Source organism: Amycolatopsis sp. cg5, from assembly GCF_041346955.1.
GTDB lineage: Bacteria > Actinomycetota > Actinomycetes > Mycobacteriales > Pseudonocardiaceae > Amycolatopsis.
Genome location: NZ_CP166849.1, coordinates 917141 through 935663, shown reverse-complemented (window position 1 = coordinate 935663; position 18523 = coordinate 917141). Strand labels below are relative to the sequence as shown.

The 18523-nt window shown below is 71.4% G+C and carries 15 protein-coding genes; 4 read left to right on the top strand and 11 right to left on the bottom strand.

Annotated elements, in window-relative coordinates; genetic code table 11:
* Positions 1 to 44: 44 nt before the first annotated feature.
* Positions 45 to 1007, bottom strand: a complete 963-nt coding sequence (locus AB5J62_RS04720) for an RDD family protein (protein ID WP_370946880.1) — start codon at positions 1005 to 1007, stop codon at positions 45 to 47.
* Between the two features lie 131 nt (positions 1008 to 1138).
* Here AB5J62_RS04720 and AB5J62_RS04715 point away from each other — a divergent pair, with 131 nt between their 5' ends.
* Positions 1139 to 2146, top strand: a complete 1008-nt coding sequence (locus tag AB5J62_RS04715; protein ID WP_370946879.1) for a stage II sporulation protein M — start codon at positions 1139 to 1141, stop codon at positions 2144 to 2146.
* 35 nt (positions 2147 to 2181) lie between these two features.
* Here AB5J62_RS04715 and AB5J62_RS04710 read toward each other — a convergent pair whose 3' ends face one another.
* Genes AB5J62_RS04710 through AB5J62_RS04685 form a run of 6 tightly spaced genes read right to left on the bottom strand, consistent with a single transcriptional unit; the run spans position 2182 to position 8361 of the window.
* Positions 2182 to 2994 carry an RICIN domain-containing protein gene (locus tag AB5J62_RS04710; RefSeq protein ID WP_370946878.1) on the bottom strand — a complete coding sequence of 271 codons (813 nt, stop codon included), beginning with the start codon at positions 2992 to 2994 and terminating at the stop codon, positions 2182 to 2184.
* A gap of 58 nt (positions 2995 to 3052) precedes the next feature.
* Positions 3053 to 4345, bottom strand: coding sequence for a DUF58 domain-containing protein (locus AB5J62_RS04705; RefSeq protein WP_370946877.1), 1293 nt, complete (start codon positions 4343 to 4345; stop codon positions 3053 to 3055).
* Positions 4345 to 5316 (bottom strand): AAA family ATPase, encoded by a 972-nt coding sequence (locus tag AB5J62_RS04700; RefSeq protein WP_370946876.1) that lies wholly within the window; start codon positions 5314 to 5316, stop codon positions 4345 to 4347. The genes AB5J62_RS04705 and AB5J62_RS04700 overlap by 1 nt, the downstream gene beginning before the upstream one ends.
* On the bottom strand, positions 5313 to 6437 hold the full coding sequence (locus tag AB5J62_RS04695; RefSeq protein ID WP_370946875.1) for a DUF4350 domain-containing protein: 1125 nt from the start codon (positions 6435 to 6437) through the stop codon (positions 5313 to 5315). The genes AB5J62_RS04700 and AB5J62_RS04695 overlap by 4 nt, the downstream gene beginning before the upstream one ends.
* Positions 6434 to 7060 (bottom strand): DUF4129 domain-containing protein, encoded by a 627-nt coding sequence (locus AB5J62_RS04690; protein ID WP_370946874.1) that lies wholly within the window; start codon positions 7058 to 7060, stop codon positions 6434 to 6436. The genes AB5J62_RS04695 and AB5J62_RS04690 overlap by 4 nt, the downstream gene beginning before the upstream one ends.
* A gap of 2 nt (positions 7061 to 7062) precedes the next feature.
* A complete protein-coding gene (locus tag AB5J62_RS04685; RefSeq protein WP_370946873.1) occupies positions 7063 to 8361 on the bottom strand; it encodes a hypothetical protein in 1299 nt (432 codons plus the stop codon).
* Positions 8362 to 8531: 170 nt separating this feature from the next.
* On the opposite strand from AB5J62_RS04685, the gene AB5J62_RS04680 reads away from it, so the two are divergent.
* Positions 8532 to 9605 carry a neutral zinc metallopeptidase gene (locus AB5J62_RS04680; protein WP_370946872.1) on the top strand — a complete coding sequence of 358 codons (1074 nt, stop codon included), beginning with the start codon at positions 8532 to 8534 and terminating at the stop codon, positions 9603 to 9605.
* Positions 9606 to 9703: 98 nt separating this feature from the next.
* Here the strand turns inward: AB5J62_RS04680 and AB5J62_RS04675 are convergent, their stop codons facing one another.
* Positions 9704 to 10123, bottom strand: coding sequence for a hypothetical protein (locus AB5J62_RS04675; RefSeq protein ID WP_370946871.1), 420 nt, complete (start codon positions 10121 to 10123; stop codon positions 9704 to 9706).
* A 79-nt stretch (positions 10124 to 10202) separates the two neighbouring features.
* A complete protein-coding gene (locus AB5J62_RS04670; RefSeq protein ID WP_370950181.1) occupies positions 10203 to 11207 on the bottom strand; it encodes a TrkA family potassium uptake protein in 1005 nt (334 codons plus the stop codon).
* A 160-nt stretch (positions 11208 to 11367) separates the two neighbouring features.
* On the opposite strand from AB5J62_RS04670, the gene AB5J62_RS04665 reads away from it, so the two are divergent.
* A complete protein-coding gene (locus AB5J62_RS04665) occupies positions 11368 to 11724 on the top strand; it encodes a DoxX family protein (RefSeq protein ID WP_370946870.1) in 357 nt (118 codons plus the stop codon).
* On the opposite strand, the gene AB5J62_RS04660 is transcribed toward AB5J62_RS04665, so the two are convergent.
* Together AB5J62_RS04660 and AB5J62_RS04655 are read right to left on the bottom strand one after the other, a co-directional pair.
* Positions 11721 to 14981 (bottom strand): ATP-dependent helicase, encoded by a 3261-nt coding sequence (locus AB5J62_RS04660; RefSeq protein WP_370946869.1) that lies wholly within the window; start codon positions 14979 to 14981, stop codon positions 11721 to 11723. The genes AB5J62_RS04665 and AB5J62_RS04660 overlap by 4 nt on opposite strands.
* A complete protein-coding gene (locus tag AB5J62_RS04655) occupies positions 14981 to 18151 on the bottom strand; it encodes an ATP-dependent helicase (protein ID WP_370946868.1) in 3171 nt (1056 codons plus the stop codon). Before AB5J62_RS04655 ends, AB5J62_RS04660 begins: the two co-directional genes overlap by 1 nt.
* Before the next feature lie 60 nt (positions 18152 to 18211).
* On the opposite strand from AB5J62_RS04655, the gene AB5J62_RS04650 reads away from it, so the two are divergent.
* Complete coding sequence (locus AB5J62_RS04650) at positions 18212 to 18523, top strand: MGMT family protein (RefSeq protein WP_091299348.1); 312 nt, start codon at positions 18212 to 18214, stop codon at positions 18521 to 18523.

Below are 18523 nucleotides of genomic sequence, written 5' to 3'. Positions count from 1 at the left end.
ACGCCCGCGCGTGTCGCGGATTCGCGATACGCGCGGGCAGCGCGTCACTTCGGTGGCGCGAACGGGTTTTCCGCGACCGGAGGCTCCTCGGCGGAAGCACCGGCGGACTGCTCGGTCGGCTGCCGCACGGCCGGCGGCTGCTCGGTCACATACGACGAGGCCATGGGGTGCTCGGCGGGTGAAGGCGCCGGCGGCGAGACCGGGGCGGGGAACGGCGTGGCCAACGCTGACGCCAACGGCTCGGGGGCGTATCCCGTGCGGGCGAGTTCGCGGCGGCGGCGTTCGGCGAGGATCGCACTCAAATAGGCCCAGACGGGGACGCCCTGCGGCAATCCGGCGCCGATGCGGGCGCCGACCTGCTGCGCGAGGCTCCAGCCGAGCGCGTGCGCGGCTTCGGCGCGCAGATCGTGATAGCGGGCGAGGTACTGGCGCATCGACAGCGCCAAGTCGTTCGGCAGGCCGGACAAGTCGAGCTGGGACGCCCATTGGGCCAATTGCGGTGGCATGTAGACGGGTGTGGCGGCGGCCGCGTCCGGCACACGTTCGCGGATCACGACGGTGCCCGCCAGGTAGTCGCCGATGCGTTTTCCGTCGCGGGAGAAGGCCGAGACGAGGATCGCGACCACGCCGAAGAACCCGAGCATCCAGAAGTCGACCAGCGCGCCGCAGAGGCCGCGGGTGAGCGCCTGGCGGAACCGGATCGCGCCGCCGTCGGCGCGGACGACCCGCAGGCCGAGCGCCATCTTGCCGAGTGTCTTGCCGCGCGTGAGTGTCTCGAACAGGACCGGGTAGCCGACGAGCACGAGCACGGTCGAGACGAGCATCACCGCGCTGAGCAGCGACTCGTCGCCTGCCGACGTCATCACCAGCACGAGCAGCACGATCAGCAGCGTCACGGCCTGGAGCAGCACGTCGAGGAGCATCGCGGCGCCCCGGCTGGCGAGTCTGGCGACGCGCAGGTCCAGCACCACGGCCTCGCCCGTGACGAGATCCGTCTCTTCTTTCACGAGGTCAACAGTAAGGTGTGCGGAGACCGGGTGGATACCGAATACGAACGTTGCTCGCGACACGCGAAAGCGACATTCGGGGCAGGCGCCCGGTGCGGGTCTGGGGGATTCCGGGGGATGAGGAGCGGTTCATGGACGTGGATGTGTTCGTCGCGACGCATCGGCCCGATTGGGACCGGCTGAGCGAGCTGAGCCGCCGCGCGAACCGGCTTCGCGGCGCCGAGGCCGACGAGCTCGTCACGCTCTACCAGCGCGCCGCCACGCATCTGTCGATCATCCGTTCCGTCGCGCCGGACCCGGCGCTGGTCTCCCAGCTGTCCGGGATCGTCGCCCGCGCGCGGTCGGCGGTGACCGGGACGAGTTCGCCCGCGTGGCGTGAGTTCGGGTTGTTCTTCACGCGGCGGTTCCCGGCGACGGTGTATCTGAGCAGGCGCTGGTGGGTGCCGACGGCCGTGCTGTCGCTGGCGCTCACGACTGTGCTCGCCGCGTGGATCGCGAACGACCCCGCGGTGCGCACGGCGATCGCGCCGCCCGAACTCATCAAGGAGATGACCGAACCCGGCGGCCAGTACGAGACCTACTATTCGACTGGGCCGGCCGCGTCGTTCGCGTTCCACGTGTGGACGAACAACGCGTGGGTGGCGGCCGTGTGCCTGTTCTTCGGGGTGGTGTTCGGCCTTCCGGTGATCGGCGCGCTGTGGTCGAACGTGCAGTCGCTCGCCGTCGGGCTCGGACTGATGTATTCGGCAGGCCGCGGCGACTTCTTCCTCGGCCTGCTCATGCCGCACGGGCTGCTCGAACTGACCGCGGTGTTCGTGGCCGCGGGCACCGGGCTGAAGCTGGGCTGGACGGTGATCAGCCCCGGCAGGCGGTCGCGGGCGGCGGCGCTGGCCGAGCAGGGCCGGTCGGTGGTCGTGATGGCGCTCGGGCTCGCGTGCGTGCTGCTCGTGTCGGGCGCGATCGAGGGATTCGTGACCCCGTCCGGGCTGCCGACGTGGGCCCGGATCGGGATCGGCGTCGTGGTCGAGGTGCTGTTCCTGGTGTACGTGTTCGTGCTGGGCCGCCGTGCCGCGCGCGATGGCGAGACGGGTGACGTCGACGCGCGCGACGCGGGTGACGCGTTGCCCGAAACCGGCTGACACGTATTCGCGATTCGTGAGTCCGGGAAGTCGACTCAGCAGAGACAGGTGCCTTCGAAGACGATCGTGTTGCTGTCGTCGAGGCTCGCGCTTCCGGTGAACCGGATCTCGAACTCGCCTGGCTCGGCGAGCTTGATCTTCGGGCTGCCCGCCATGCCGTCGGCGCCGCTGGTGGCCGTCGCGGTCTCGCCGCCGCCTTCGAAGGCGAGGTAGTTCTTCGCACGCGCGGACCGGACGTAGAAGTTGACCGGGATGCCCGCCGCCGGCTGCCCGTTCTCGCCGATCACCTTGACGACGAACGGCACGCCGACGGGCTGGGCCGCGCCGAGCCGCTGGTCGTTGCCGGAGATGATCGCGAGCGTGCGGCCGCCCGCCGCCCACGTGTTCGCGATGCCCGTGAGCGAGCAGACCTCCTGGTAGAGCCGCGAACCGGCGGTGACGCCGTCCGCGGTCAGGCAGCGCGCGGTCGCGACGTTGCCGAGCACGACCAGTCCCGGCGCGCCCGCCTGGCGCTTCCACTGCTGGTAGCGGTCCTTGTCGGCGCAATCGGCCATGGTGACGCCGATGCCGTCGACCGGGCTGACCGCCGCGAGGCACTTCCCGCTCGCCACGTTCTTGAACTGGAGCAGGTCCTTCGCGTACGTCCATTGCGCTTTGGTGTCTTTGGCGTCCGCGAGCACCGGTTTGCCGTCGACGTCGGCGAGCGAGACGGCACCGCCGCCGTCCGCGAGGTACAGCGGCGCCCCTGCGGGCTGGGCCGAGGCCGTCGCGGGGCTGAGCAGCGCGACGCAGGCTGCCAGTGCCATGGTCACCTTGTTGAACTTGGCAACATTCACCTTGTTGAACATTGCAGCAGGGCAACGATCGCACCAGCGGCCCCACCCCATGGTGTTAAAGCTTCCCGGGTTAAAGCTTCCCGGCCGCCTTCAGCGCCAAGTACCGGTCCGCGAGCGCGGGCGGCAGGTCCTCCGGCGTCGCGTCGACGACCTGGACGTCATGGCGGCCGAGGCGAGCGGTCACCTGGCGTCGCTCGGCGAGCGTCTTCTCCGCGGCGGCGGCGTCGTAGACGGCTTCCGCGTCGCCGCGCGCGCGTGCCATCTCGGCGACGCGCGGATCCGCGACCGACGCGATGACCACCTGGTGGCGTGACGTCAGCGAGGTCAGGACCGGCAGCAGTCCCTCTTCCATCGGCGCCGCGTCGAGCCCGGTCAGCAGCACGACCAGCGACCGGCGCCGGGTCCGCCGCAGCACCTCGGCGACCATTCCGCGCGAGTCCGTCTCGACCAGCGACGGCTCGATCGGCGCCATCGCGTTGACCAGCGACGGCAGCAGCTCGCCCGCCGATGAGCCGGTCACGGCCGCGCGCACCTGCCGGTCGTAGCAGAGCAGGTCGACCCGGTCGCCCGCCTTCGATGCCAGCACGGCCAGCAGCAGCGCCGCGTCCATCGCCGCGTCGAGCCGGGGCGCGTCGCCGACGCGGCCCGCCGACACGCGGCCGGTGTCGAGCACGAGCACGACGTGGCGGTCACGTTCGGGCCGCCAGGTCCGGACCATCACGTCCGACGCGCGCGCGGTGGCGCGCCAGTCGATGGACCGCACGTCGTCGCCGATCACGTATTCGCGCAGCGAGTCGAACTCGGTGCCCTGTCCGCGGATGAGCATCGCGTTGCGGCCGTCGAGCTGCTGCAGGCGCGCCAGGCGAGACGGCAGGTGCTTGCGGCTGTGGAACGGCGGCAGCACGCGCACGGACCAGGGCACCGTGTGCGAGCCCTGGCGCGCGGCGAGGCCGAGCGGGCCGAGCGAGCGCACGGTGACCTGATGCGCGGGCCGGTCGCCGCGTCGCGTCGGGGTGAGCCGGGTGACGAACCGGCGGCGTTCGCCGGGCGGCAGCTCGACCACGTGCCGGTCTTCGTGCGCGCCGGCGCTCGGCGGCCACGCGTCGCGCAGTGTGCCGCGGACCGACCGGCCCGCGTTGGCGACCGTAAGCGTCACTTCGGTCGTCTCACCGAGCCGGACCGATGACGCGCCCGACCGAACGAACCGCAACTCGCGGACACTGCCCGCCAACGCGAGATCGAGGGCCACACCGAGTGCCAGCACGCCCAAAACGGCACCGACACCCAGCCAGGACGGCAGCACGAAACCGACCACCAGCGCACCCAGCGCCGCCAGCAGCCCGAGTCGCCCGGTGAGCGCCATCAGCGCGGGACGGGCACGGACGCGAGCACGCGGTCCAGCACGCCGTCGGCCGTGGCGCCTTCGAGCTCGGCCTCCGGGCGCAGGTCCAGCCGGTGCCGCAGCGCCGGCCTGGCCAGCGCCTTGACGTCGTCGGGCGTCGCGTAGTCACGACCGGCGAGCCACGCCCACGCCCTGGTCGCCGCCAGCAGCGCGGTCGCGCCACGCGGTGAGACGCCGATGCGGATGGACGGCGTCGACCGCGTCGCGCGGCAGATGTCGACGATGTAGCCGATCACCTCGGGCCGGACGGTCACCGCGCCGACCGCGTGCCGCGCGGCGGCGAGGTGCTCCGGCCCGGCGACCGGCTTGATCCCGGCCGCACCGAGGTCGCGCGGATCGAAGCCCTGCGCGTGCCGGACGAGGATGCCGAACTCGTCTTCACGCGACGGCGCGGGCATCGTCAGCTTGAGAAGGAACCGGTCGAGCTGGGCCTCCGGCAGCGAATAAGTGCCTTCGTACTCGACCGGGTTCTGCGTCGCGATCACGATGAACGGGTCCGGCAGCGGCCGCGACCGGCCGTCCAGCGAGACCTGCCGCTCCTCCATCGCCTCCAGCAGCGCCGACTGCGTCTTCGGTGGCGTCCGGTTGATCTCGTCGGCGAGCAGCAGGTTCGTGAACACCGGGCCTTCGCGGAACGAGAACTCGCCGCTGTGCGCGTCGTAGACGATCGAGCCGGTGACGTCACCCGGCATCAGATCGGGCGTGAACTGGATGCGTTTGGTCTCCAGGCTCAGCGCGGCCGAGAGCGCGCGCACGAGCAGCGTCTTCCCGACGCCCGGCACGCCTTCGACGAGCACGTGGCCCCGGCACAGCAGCGCCAGGATCAGGCCGGTCACCGCCGCGTCGTTGCCGACGACGGCGCTGCCGACCTCGCCCTTCAGCGCGATGAGCGCTTCACGCGCCTGAGCGGTCGATACCTCGGTGCTGGTCACTGCTCCCCCACTTTCCGTTCGAGTTCGTCGAGCGCGTCGGCCAGCCGGACCAGTGTCTGGTCGTCGGTGACCGGCGTGCCGTAGAGCGCCGCGCCGATGTCGGTCTCCGGGCGGCCGGTGCGCTGCGCGGCGGACGCCACGACAGCGGCCGCCTCGGCGTCGACCGGCAGTCCGAGCAGCGGTTTGAGCCGCGCGCGGCTCGCTTCACGCAGTGTTTCCGCGGCGTGGTCGGCCGCGCCGGACCGGCGGTAGAGCCGGGCGCGGCCTTCGGTCGTCTCGGCCGCGCGGACCACGATCGGCAGCGGCTCGGTGACCACCGGGCCCAGCCGCCGCGCGCGCCACAGCGCGAGCAGCACGGCGGCGAAGCCGAGTTCGAGCGCGGCGAACTTCCAGCCGTCCGGCACCAGCTCGGCGAACGTCTTCTTCGCCGCGCCGTCGATGTCCGACGGCGACGGGATGTACCAAACGAGCTTCGAACGCGTCCCGAGCAGACGCGTCATGAGCGCCGCGTTGCCTTCTTCGGCGAGCCGTTCGTTCGTGATCGGCGCGGCGGAGCCGATGATCGTCATCGTGCCGCGCTCGCTACTGACCTGCACGAGAGAGCTCTGGTAGCACAGGGTCACGCCCGAGCCGTTCGCCCGATAGCGGATCCCGCCCACTCGCGCGGACCCGGCGGCGACGGCCGCCTCGAGCTGGCAGCCGGGCTGGTGGACGTCGACCTCGCTGGGCCCGTCCACCTCGACCGACGGCGCGACGCGGGTGACATCTCGCTCCGGCGAGAGCAGGACGACGTCACCGGCACGGCCGGCGAGCGCGCTGAGGCGGTCGGGGTCGACCATCTCGGGCACGATGACGAACAACGTCGATTCGCCGTCGAGCAAAGCGTCCGCGTCGTTCGCGGTGTGGACCGTTTCGATCTCCACGCCGCGGTCTTCGAGCAGCTTGGCCAGCGCGTGCGACCCTCTGGGCTGATAGGACGCCGGGTCGAGGAAGTCCCGGTTCGGCTGCCCGCCCGCGAGCGTCAGCGCCGCGCCCGCGACGAGCAAAAGCGCGATGAACGCCAGCGGCCAACGTGCCTTCAGCCAGATGCCGCGCGCGTCCGGCGAGACAGAGGTGCTCATCCGGCCGCCATGGCGACCGGTTTGGCCTTCTGGATCCGCCGGTCGAGCTCGGTCAGCTCGCGATAGCCCGCTTCGGTGGCCGTTCGGTCGCCGTAGTGGACGTCGTCGAACTGCCGCGCGCACTGGTACAGCCCGGCGGCGAGGTCGGGAAGCAGCCGTCCCGCGTCGGCGGCGGCTTCGTCGGCGGTGCGGCCGGACCGTTCCTCGAGCAGCGCGCGTTCTTCGAGCGAACGCACGATCGCGCGGAACCGCTCACGCACGGCGTCCGCGAAGTCGCCGCGGCCCGCCGCTTCCTCGGCGGATTTGCGGTGCTCGGCCGCCGAGCGAGGACGGCCGCCGTCGAAGACGAGCCGGTCCCCGCTCGCGGCACACCGGATCTTGCCGCTGCGCACGCGGATCGCCACAACGGCGACGACGAGGAGCACGACGATCGCCACCAGGCCGAAAATGCCGCCGGGCACGACGCTCTCCACGTTGCCGAGCAGCTCGGCGAGCCGTTCGGACACCCAGCGGATCGCCTCGCTGAACCAGGACGGCTTGGCCGCCTGGTAGCGATGGTCGGTGAGCTCCTCCTGGGCCGCGCGGCGCGCGTCGTCCCGGCCGATGACGACCGGGATGTCCATTCTCACCACTGCTGGGGCGGCGCGGGCGGTTGCTGCGGGTACTGCGGGGCCGTTCCGGCCGCTCGCGCCAGATCGATGTCCATGCCTTCCTGCCGCATCCGCAGGTCGACGTAGATCAGCACGATCACCAGCGCCGAGAACGGCGTGATCAGCGTTTCCACGAGCACGGCGCCCGCCGACTGGAGGATCAGGTCGCCGGTCGTCGGGATGTGCGGCGCCGAGAAGCCGAAGAGCCTGCCGAGCGTGCCACCCGCGCCGAGCTCGAACGGGATCTGGATGATGGCGCTCAGCACCGCGCTGATCAGGAACGCGACCAGCAGGAAGCCCAGCACCCGCCAGAAGGCCTTGCTGACCAGCCGCCCGGAGCGGCGCAGCGACTCCATGATCGTGCCGCGCTCGAGGACCAGCGCGGCCGAGGCCAGCGCGAAGAACGTCCACGGGACCAGTACGCCGATCAGGCAGAAGAACACGCCGACCACGCACATCAGGCCGTAGAGCAGCCCGACGACCACCAGCTGCGGGATCCGCGGCCCGACCTCGGAGATGGCCTCCTTGGCCGAGACCGGCCTGCCGAGCACCGCCTTGCCCGCGATGGTCGTCAGGTAGCCCTGCAGGACCGCGTGCATGAGCAGGGTGATGAGCAGTACGACGGCCAGCGACGCGAACGTCGGGCCCAGGATGCTCCACATCTGGTCGAGGCGCTGGTCGTCGGTCGCCGCCGGGCCGAGCGGCTCGACGTTGACGATGTTGTCCGCGAGCAGGTACGCGGTGCCGAAGTTCAGCACGGCGCTGATGATCGCGATGACCGCCGACGCGCCGAGCACCTGGCCCGGGTAGCGGCGGATGATGGTGATCGCGCCGTCGAGGATCTCGCCGAGGTTCAGCGGGCGCAGCGGCACCACGCCGGGCTTGCCGTAGCCCTGCGGGTTCCACTGGGGTGGCAGGCTGGGCGCCGGCGCGTAAGCGGGCTGCGGCGCCGGCGCGGACGGCGGCACGAAGCCACCGGGCGGCTGCTGGGACGGCGATCCGAAGCCGCCGTACGGCTGCTGGGGCGCTGGCGGCGGCACGGAACCGCCGGTCGGCTGCTCAGGCGCGGATGCGCCCGCGGGCTGCTCGGGCGACACCGGCGGCACGAAACCACCGGCGGGCTGCTCGGCCGTGGCGTCGGCAGACGGCTCGGCCGGGGTGTCCGAGGACTTCGCGGGCTGGATGAAACCGCTCGGTTCGTGACGCGGAATCCCCTGGCTCGGTGTCGGCGCGTCCGGTTCTTCCGGCACGGACGGTCCACCGCTCTGGCTCATCGCAACCCCTAGCCCCTCAGACAATGCTTGCGCACACTCTTGCAGAGCGCTGACCAGCGAGCCACCACCGGCCCGACCTGACAGACACTCAACTCGGGTCAGGCTAGTTATGCTGGACCGTGCCGGCAGCCCCGGCCCGTGTCCACCGAGACCCCCACGGGACCGCATCGATGACGCAACCGCCCCACGGCACCTGGCCGCCTTCCGGCGCGGTCCAGCCGCCTCCGGCGCCGAGCCGTCAGCAAGGCGGGCCCTGGTTCCAGGGGCCGCCGCCACCGCCGAGGAAGAAGTCGCCGCTGGCGATAGTGGTGATCGCGCTGAGCGCGGTCGCCGTGCTCGTGCTCGGCCTGGTGGCGATCGTCGCGCTCAACCGCGACGACAACGGCAACGTCGCCGCGGCCGGGTTCAGCAGCAGCCCGGCGCCCACCCCGCCGCCGCAGAAACCGCCGCCCACCACGCTCTCGTCGCCAGCCAGCCCGTCGGCGTCGGTCAGCAAGCCGAGCCCGACGCAGCAGCCCGAGCAGCAGAAGATCCTCAAGCTCGCCGATCACCCGATCCTGCAGGACCCGGCGGCCGGGCTGAAGAACCGCGTCTGCAACCTGCCGGCGTGGCAGAGCAACCAGAACGCGGCCGAACAGTTCTTCACCGCCGCCAGCCGCTGCCTCGACGCGGCGTGGGGCCCGTTCCTCGAGTACTACCACCTGCCGTTCTCGCCGCCCGCGCTGCATTTCCCGACCGGGCCGAGCTTCGACACCGAATGCGGCACCATCCAGGTCGGCATCGCGACGGCCGCCTACTACTGCGAGAACAACCTCTACGTGCCGTTCCGCGGGCTCCAGACCGACCAGTACGGCAACAACCCCGGCGTCTACCTGGCGCTGTTCGCGCACGAGTACGGCCACCACGTGCAAGAGGTCGCCGGGCTGATGGACGCGGCCTGGCAGAAGATCTACGAGGTCGGCCCGAACAGCCCGGCCGGGCTCGAGATGTCGCGGCGCAAGGAGCTGCAGGCGCAGTGCTTCTCGGGGATGTTCCTGGGCGCGCACGTCGACCAGGGCGGCTCGCTGACCAAGGACATGTTCGACAAGGCCTGGAACGACCAGGAGACGCGCGGCGACAACACCTCGGGCAGCCGGGACCACGGCACCAACGCGCACTACGCGGCCTGGTGGCGGGCAGGCGCCAAGAGTGACCGGATCGTCGACTGCAACACCTTCTCGGCCCCCACGTCAGCCGTCTCCTGACAAAAAATCCCAATGTGGCTTTCGTCAGCTTCGAGCTGACGAAAGCCACATTGGGGGTCTGAAAACTGACGAATGCCGCATTGGGATTTTTCCCGGGGCTAGCGGCGGGCGGGGACCCGCTGCAGCAGGTGGGCGAAGAAGGCGCCGGCGGCACAGCTCAGGGTGAGCAGGGCGAGCCCGGCGGGCCGGACCAGGTCGTTGGCGCCGGTGACGAACTCGGCGGGGTCGACCGTGAGCTTGCCGGTGTGGTCGTCCGGCAGCAGGACCTTGACCTTCTCGCCCTGGTTGTGGCCGCACGCGGTCAGCGTGGCGTCGAGGGTGTGGCCGCCCTGCGGGATGCGCACGGCCTCGTGCGGGGACGGGCCGGTGCACGGGGCGGGCCCGGTGATCTCGGCCTCGACGACGACGCCTTTGACATCACCGGTCAGCGCGAAGAGGCCTGGCCCGGCGAACCATGAGGCGATGACGACCAAGACGGCGAGCGCGCCCGCGACGGCGAAGGGTGTCCAACGCGGCACGACCGCGTTTCTGAGTGGTTCCGATCGCCGCACATCAGCCATGGTTCCAGATGGCAGCGGCAAAACCCAGCCGGGCCGGTCACCGCTCGATCTTGTCGGCGAACGTCACCTTCTTGACGTAAAGCAGCCGGTCACCGTGCTCGATGGCGTCGGCCTGGGGCGCGTCGACGCGGTAGAGCTCGCCGTCGCGGACCACGCCGAGGACGATGTCGGACAGGTGCCGGGGTGATCCGCCGACCTCGCTCGGCTCGACCGAGCGCTCGGCGATCGCGAGGCCGGACTCGGGGGTGAGCAGGTCCTCGACCATGTCGACCACCAGTGGTGTCGAGGTCGCCATGCCGAGCAGGCGGCCCGCGGTCTCGCTGGACACCACGACCTGGTTCGCGCCGGACTGCTTCAGCAGGTGGACGTTCTCGGCCTCGCGCACCGAGGCCACGATGTGCGAGTTGGGCGCGATCTCGCGGGCGGTCAGCGTGACCAGCACCGCGGTGTCGTCCCGGTTCGGCGCGACGACCACGGCACGCGCGCGCTGCACGCCGGCGACGCGGAGCACGTCGGAGCGGGTGGCGGAGCCGTGCACGGTGACCAGGCCGAGCGCGCTGGCCGCGTCGAGCGCCTGCTGGTCGGTGTCGACGACCACGATGTGGTTCGGCGGCAGGCTCTCGTCGCCCAGCAGCGTGTTCACCGCGGACCGGCCCTTGGTGCCGAATCCGACGACCACGACGTGGTCCTCCACCTTCGACCTCCACTTCTGGATCTTGAACGCCTGCCGGGACCGTTCGGTCAGCACTTCCAGGGTCGTGCCGACCAGCACGATGAGGAACAGCACGCGCAATGGGGTGATGACGAGGACGTTGACCAGCCGCGCCGTCTCGGTGGCAGGCGCGATGTCACCGTAGCCGGTGGTCGACAGCGAGACCGTCGAGTAGTACAGGCAGTCGAGGAAGGTGAGCCCGTCGCCGTTGGCGTCGCGGTACCCGTCGCGGTCGATGTAGACGATCAGCACCGTGGCGAGCAGCGCCAGCAGCGCGCCGATGATGCGCTTGACGATCGACCGCAACGGGCTGACCGTCGTCTCGGGCATCCTGATCACGCCGACGAGTTCATGATCTGGCCGATGATCAGCATCACTCACGCCGCGCATGCTATCCGAACCGCACGATTCGTACAGCGCTGATTCGCCACCGGAGAATTGCACAATCGGATGTCAGGTCACCGCCCGCGGATGTGCTTTGCTCTGGGGCATGTCGTCTCAGCGTCCCGCCGCGTTCCTGGCCGCGTTCCTCGGCCTCGCCGGTGTCATGCATTTCGCGCGCCCCAAGTTCTTCGACACGATGGTGCCGAAGGAACTCCCCGGCTCACCGCGGCAGTGGACGCACGCGTCCGGAGTGGTCGAATTGGCCGTCGCCACGTCGATCGCGGTGCCGAAGACACGCAAACTCGGCGGGCTCGCCGCGGCGCTGATGTTCCTCGGCGTGTTCCCCGCCAACGTCAAGCAGGCGCTGGACGCCAAGGGCAAGGAGCGCGCCGTCGCCTACGCGCGGCTGCCGGTGCAGTGGCCGCTCATCGCCTGGGCATTGAAGGTCCGCGACAACGCCTAAGACTCGGCCGCGGGAACGCTGCGCAGGAGTTCGCGCAGGCCTTCGGCGTCGAGCAGATCCTCCGGCCAGACCGTCCGGTCGTGCTTCACGTAGTGGAAGGCCGCGCGCACCTGCGACGGCTCGACACCGCGCAAAGCAGCCCACGCCAGCCGATACGCGGTGAGCTGCACCGCCAGCGGCCGCAGTTTCTCGCCGTCGGGCACCGCGCCGGTCTTCCAGTCGACGACCGTCCACGTGCCGTCGGGCTCCTGGAACACCGCGTCCATCCGCCCGCGCACGGTCACGCCGTCGAGATCGGTGGAGAACGGGACCTCGACGTCGACCGGCATCCGCGCCGCCCACGCGCTCGCCTCGAACGCCTCCTGCAGCGCGATGAGCTCGCTGTCGTCGGCCTCGTCCGCGTCGGCCGCGCCGGGCAGGTCGTCGATCTCGAACAGCCGCCCGCCGCCGAACCGGTGCTCCAGCCAGCCGTGGAACGCGGTGCCGCGGCGCGCGAAGGTGTTGGGCGCCAAGGGAAGCGGCCGACGCAGCCGCCGCGCGAGGCCTTCCGCGTCCGACGCGAGTTCGACGAGCTGGCTCACCGAGAGGTGGTCGGGCAGCGTGACCTCGCGGACGTTCGCTGCCGCGCGCGCCCGCTCCGCGAGCAGCACCTGCGTGTCGGTGATCCAGCCGTCCGGGTCGTCTTCCTCCTCGGCGGGCACGTCGGGGTCGTCAGGGTCCTCGGCATCGGACATGGCGGCCAGCACGAGTTCGACGCCGTTGGCCACCGGCTCGCGCCGCACGCCGAGCGGGTCGACCGGCCACACCACCTTGCGTGAATCGGTGACCAGCGGGTTCTCGTCGTCGGGGTCGGGCTCGCCGGCCCATTCCGCGATCACGCCGTCGGCCGTTTCCTCAAGCACGGCCAGGATTTCCGTCAGGAACGTCGACGGCCCCTTCGGCCGGTTGCTCGTCTCGTTCCACCAATGCCCGGAGACCAGCAACGCCCGCTCGGACCGGGTCAGCGCGACGTAACAGAGCCGCCGCTCCTCCTCGGCCTCGCGCTCGGCGAAGCCTTCCTCGTGCAGCTCAAGGCCTTCCAGCACTTCCTTGCGGTCGTAGCCGTCGGCGACGCGGAGCTCGGGCAGGTCCTGCGCGTCGCCGCGCAGCACCGCGGGCAGCGCGGTGACCGTGCGCAGCCACGACGACGAGCGCCGTTTGCTCGGGAACGTGTCCTGCACCAGATGCGGCACGGCCACGATCTCCCATTCGAGCCCTTTGGCCGAGTGCCCGGTCAGCACCTGCACCCGGTCCGGCACCACCTCGACCTCGCCCGGGGTGAGCCCGTCTTCGGCGTGCGCCGCCGTGTTCAGGTAGTCCACAAAGGACAGCAGGGTCGCCGTCGGCGAGGCCTCCGCGTAGTCGGTGACGACGTCCGCGAACGCGTCCAGATGCACCCGCCCGGCCGCGCCGGGCCTGGCCAGTGACTCGACGTCCAGCAGCAGCGTCCGTTCGACGTCGGCGACGAGTTCGGGCAGCGACTGGTCGAGACGGCGGCGCAGCATCGACAGTTCCTGCGCGATGCGCTGGATCCGCCGGAACCCGTCGGCCGAGTACTGCCCCGGATGGCCGGGATCGTCGATCGCGTCGACGAGACCGGCCTGCTCCGCGCGCTCGGTGTAGAGCACGACCTCGTCTTTCGCCTGCTGCTGGCCGGGGTTGGACAGCTGGTTCGCGCGCCGCCACAGCGCGGCCAGGTCGGCGGCCGCGATCCGCCACCGCGCGCCGGTGAGCAGCCGGGCGGCCGCCGTACCGGCGAGCGGGTCCGCGAGCACGCGCAACGTGCTGACCAGGTCCGCGACCTCGGGTTCGTCCAGCAGCCCGCCGAGCCCGACCACCTCGACCGGCAGCCCGCGCGCCCGCAGTTCGGCCGCGATCGGCGCCATGTCGGCGCGGCGCCGCACGAGCACGGCGGCCGTCGGCGGCGTGCCGTGCTCGTCCTGGTGCGCGTACCAGCGCTGCGCGAGCGCGTCGGCGACCCACACGCGCTCGGCGCGCACGTCGGGGAGCAACGCGCACGCGATGTCGGCGGGCGGCGCGCCGTCTCGTGCGCGCAGCCGCTCGACGCCGAGTCCCTTGGCGCGCAACGGTTCCGAGATCGCGTTGGCGAGTGTGAGGATCGCGGCCGGGTTGCGGAAGCTGGTCAGCAGCCCGTATTCGTGCGCAGGCAACAACTTCTTGTCCTCGACACGCGGGAAGTCCGTGGTGAAGCGCGGCAGGTTGGCCGCGCTGGCGCCGCGCCAGCCGTAGATCGCCTGCGCCGGGTCGCCGACCGCGGTCACCGGCAGCGGCGGCCGCTCCCCCATGCCGAACAGCGACCGCAGCAGCACTCGCTGCGCGTGCCCGGTGTCCTGGTACTCGTCGAGCAGCACCGCGCCGTACCGGTCACGCTCACCGGTGACGACTTCGGGATGGCTCGACGCGAGCTGCGCGGCCAGCGACATCTGGTCGGCGAAGTCGAGCGCGCCCTCCGCGCGCTTGCGGTGATGGTAGCCCTCGACCAGCGGCAGCAAAGCCAGACGGAAGCGTTGCGCGGCAATGATTTCCGCCAGCTTCTGCGGCAACGCGGCACGCTGCCCCTTGGCGCGCGGCGCGTTCTCGATGACTTCGCACAGCCAGCGCGTGTAGTCGCCGAGCTGACCGATCTCGACCAGATGCTCACCCAGTTCACCGGCCAGCGAGAGCACCTGTGCGGTGACCGACGACGGCACCCGGTCGGTGTCGAGGTCGTGGTCCCAAGTGGACACCACGCGATGCGCCAGCTGCCAGGACGCGGTCTCCGACAACAGCCGCACGCCCGGCTGGACGGGCAGCCGGAGCCCGTGCTCGCCGAGCAGGCGCCCAGCGTAGGCGTGATACGTGAGCACGGTCGGCTCACCGGCGAGCACGGCGGCCTGCCGCGCGCCGCCGGGGTCGATCCGCTGCAGAAGTCCTGATCCGGCAAGCCTTTTCAGCCGCGCGCGCACGCGCTCGGCGAGCTGCCGCGCGGCCTTGCGGGTGAACGTCAGGCCCAGCACGCGCTCGGGCGTGACGATGCCGTTGGCCACCAGCCACACCACGCGCGCGGCCATCGTCTCGGTCTTGCCCGCGCCCGCGCCCGCGACGACCAGCGCCGGTTCGACCGGTGCGGCGATCACGTCCGACTGCTCCGGCGTCGGCCGGTGCAGGCCGAGCGCTTCGGCGATGTCGGCGGGTGAGACCCACCCCGTGGTGCGCACTACTCGGTCACCTGCCGCCCCTCGGGACGCAAGGGGCACGAACCGCGCGCCGGGCACCGATCGCAGTCGGAGTTCTCGTTGGCCTCATAGGCGGGACCGGCCGCGTCGGCGGCCGCCTTGTGCACGAGCTCCAGCCACTGCCCGCCGCCCTCCGGCGTCATCGGCGGCTGATCCCGTTGCGTGGAACCGGTTTTGTTGTTGGCCTTGGCGACGTAGACGAGTTTCGCGCCACCCGGCTCGGCCTTGCCCTCGAACGCGCCGAGCAGCACGGCCAGCTGGTACGCGGCGAGCTGCGGGTGCAGTTCCGCGTCCGCGGCGGTCACCGGGACCTTGCCGGTCTTGATGTCGACGATCACCGGCCGCCCTTCGGCGTCCACCTCGACCCGGTCGACGCGGCCGCGCAGCAGCACCCGCGTCTCGCCGTCGCCTTGCGGCAGCTCGACTTCGATGTCCTGCTCGACACCGGCTTCCTTGAGCTGCGCGCGGCTTTGGCGCAGCCACGCGATGAAGTTGCGCAGCATCTGCTCGACGCGACGGCGTTCCCTGCGTGAGAACCAGGGCGCGCCGGCGTCCACTTTGGCCCAAGCCTCGTCCAGCGCGGTCTTGAGCTGCTCGTCGTCCAGTCCGCCCGCCGCGGCCTGCGCGAGCCCGTGCACCAGGGTGCCGGTGACGGCCGCGAGCTGCGCGGGATCACTGCCGCCGTGCCGTTCGATGAGCCAGCGCAACGGACATCGGGTCAGGATGTCCACAGTGGACGGCGAGATCTTGACCAGGTCGCCTGGGCCGTGCAGCGGCTGGTCGGTCGACGGTTCGGCGAGCCCGTACCAGGTGCCGGGATGCGCGCCGGGAACACCGGCGGCGGCGAGTTTCGCGAGCTGGCGCGCGGCCCGGTCGCGCCGGACCGGCTCGGATCCTTCGTCGCAGACGACGCGGCGCAGCTCGCCGACCAGCTCGGCCAGCACCAGCGACCGGCCGGGAGGCTTGGTGCGCATGTCCTTCGACTCGTCGCCCGCCTCCTCCAGCTCGTCGAGGAACCGCGACGGCTGCTCGTCTTCCCCGGCGACCGCGCTCACCAGCAGCGTGCGCCTGGCCCGGCTCGCCGCGACGTAGAACAGCCGTCGTTCCTCGGCCAGGATCGGTGCGATCATCGACGCCTTGCCGTCCACTCCGGACAGCAGGTCGACGAGTCTTTCCACGCCCAGAAGGGATCCGCGCAGCCGCAGGTCCGGCCAGCTGCCCTCCTGGACACCGGCGACGGACACGACCGTCCATTCGCGACCGGCCGCGCCGTGCGCGGTCAGCAGTGAAACACCCTCGCCACGCGCCGCGCGCGGGGCGAGGCTGTCGCCCGCGATGTGTTGTGAGCCAAGGTATTCCGCGAACGCGGCGACGCTCGACTTCGGGAGCCTGTCGGCGTAGCGCCCGGCCGCGTCGAAGAGCGCGACGATCGCATCGAGGTCGCGGTCCGCCTGCATGCCGAGCGAGCCGCCGCGATCCGCGAGCCGGGTCAGCCGCGACTCCAGGCCGCTCGCCTGCCACAGCTCCCACAGCACCTGCTCGACACCGGCGCCCGAGCGCACCGATTTGTGCGCCGCGTGCAGCAGCCCGCCGACGCGACGGACCGGCACCGCCTCGGCGTCACCGAGACCGGCGAGGATGTCGTTGCCCCGCAACACTTCCACCAGCAGATCGTCACTCGACCGCTGACCGCCGCCCGCGGTCTCCAGCCGCCGAAGACCACGCCGCAGCCGCCGTAGCGCCAGCGGGTCGGCGCCGCCCAGCGGCGACGAGAGCAGCAGCTCGGCGAGGTCGACATCGAGCAGTTCCGGGTTGGCCGCGAGCCGCAACGCGATGAGCAGCGGACGCACCGCTGGCTGTTTCGCGAGCGGGAGCTCTTCCATCGCCGACCCGATCGGCACCCCCGTCGCGCGCAAAGCCCGTTGCAGGACAAGGAAAGTACGCGCCGGCGAGCGGACGAGCACGGCCATCTCCGACCACGGCACCCCGTCGATGAGATGCGCGCGGCGCAGCTGGTCGGCGATCCAGCTCGCCTCCGCGGCGGGCGTCGGCATGAGCCTGATCTTGACCTGTCCGGGCAGCGCGCCGGGCTTGGTCGTGAACCGGCGATGCTTGCCGACACCGGTCAGCGTGCCGGTGAGCCGCGAGACGGCGGCATGCACGTTGCCGCCGAGCCGGTGGCTGGTCATCAGCCGGACGGTGCGGTCACCGGACTGGTCGTCCATGGTCAGCAGCGACGGGTCCGCACCGCGGAAGGAGAAGACCGACTGGTCGGGATCGCCCGCGACGACGAACTCGCCTGCGGTGGAACCGACCGTACGCAGCAGCCGGAACTGCAGCGGGTCGAGATGCTGGGCGTCGTCGACGAACAGGTGCCGCACGCGGGCCTGCTCGCGTTCCATCAGCTCGTGGTCGTCCTCGAGCGCGACCAGCGCCGACGCGACCAGCTCGGCGGCGTCCATCGCGGGCGCGCTGGGCAGGCCGAGCGCGTTGCCGCCACCGGCCGAAAGCAGGGTGACCTCTTCGTACTGGCGCCAGAACTTCCCGGCGGCCACCCACTCCTCGCGGTGTTGCTGGCGGCCGAGCTTGATCAGGTCTTCGGGGCCGAGCCCGCGCTCGGCGGCACGCAGCAGCAGGTCACGCAGCTCCTCGGCGAACCCTGGCACGGCCAGCGCGGGCTGCAGTGTCTCCGGCCAGTCAGGCGCGCCGTTCTCGAGGTCGCCGACGAGCAGTTCACGCACGACGACGTCCTGCTCGGCGCCGGACAGCAGCCGGGGCGTCGGCAGCCCGTCGGCCTGCGCCTGCTGCCGCAGCAACGCGAACGCGTACGAGTGCACGGTGCGCACGATGGGTTCGCGGATCGTGTGCTCGGTGGTGACCATGCGCGTGATCTGCGCGCGCAACGACTCCGCCGCGCGCCGCGAGGCCGTCAGCAGGAGCAGGCTCTCCGGATCGGCGCCCGCCGCGATCCGGGCGGCGGCGGCCGCCGCGAGCAGCGTCGTCTTGCCGGTGCCCGGCCCGCCCAGCACCCGCTTGTACCCGTCGGGCCCGGCCAGCACCCGGCGCGCCTGTTCGTCCCAGACGAGTTCACGACGCGCACCGGCGGGCACGCGGACGAGCCGCGCCCCCGCCTGAACCGTCGATCCGCGCATCCTTGGATGGAACCATGCCCACCCGCCCGGCCCGCGCGCGCCACACGGCAAAGTGTGAATATGGACGACGAGCTGCACGAACGCGTGCGCACGGTCATCTTGTCCGTCCCCGCGGGCAAAGTGGCCACATACGGTGACATCGCCGACGCATCCGGCGCCCCTTCACCCCGCCTGATCGGCCGGATCCTCGCCGAGGACGGCCACGACCTGCCCTGGCACCGCATCCTCCGCGCGAACGGCACTCCCGCGCCGCACCTGGCCCACGAGCAGCTGGAACTGCTGCGCGCCGAAGGCGTGCTGGCCAACGATCAACGGGTGGACCTGCGGGTTTACCGCTGGAAGACGGAGGAACCCGAGGGCGGTCTCTGGTAG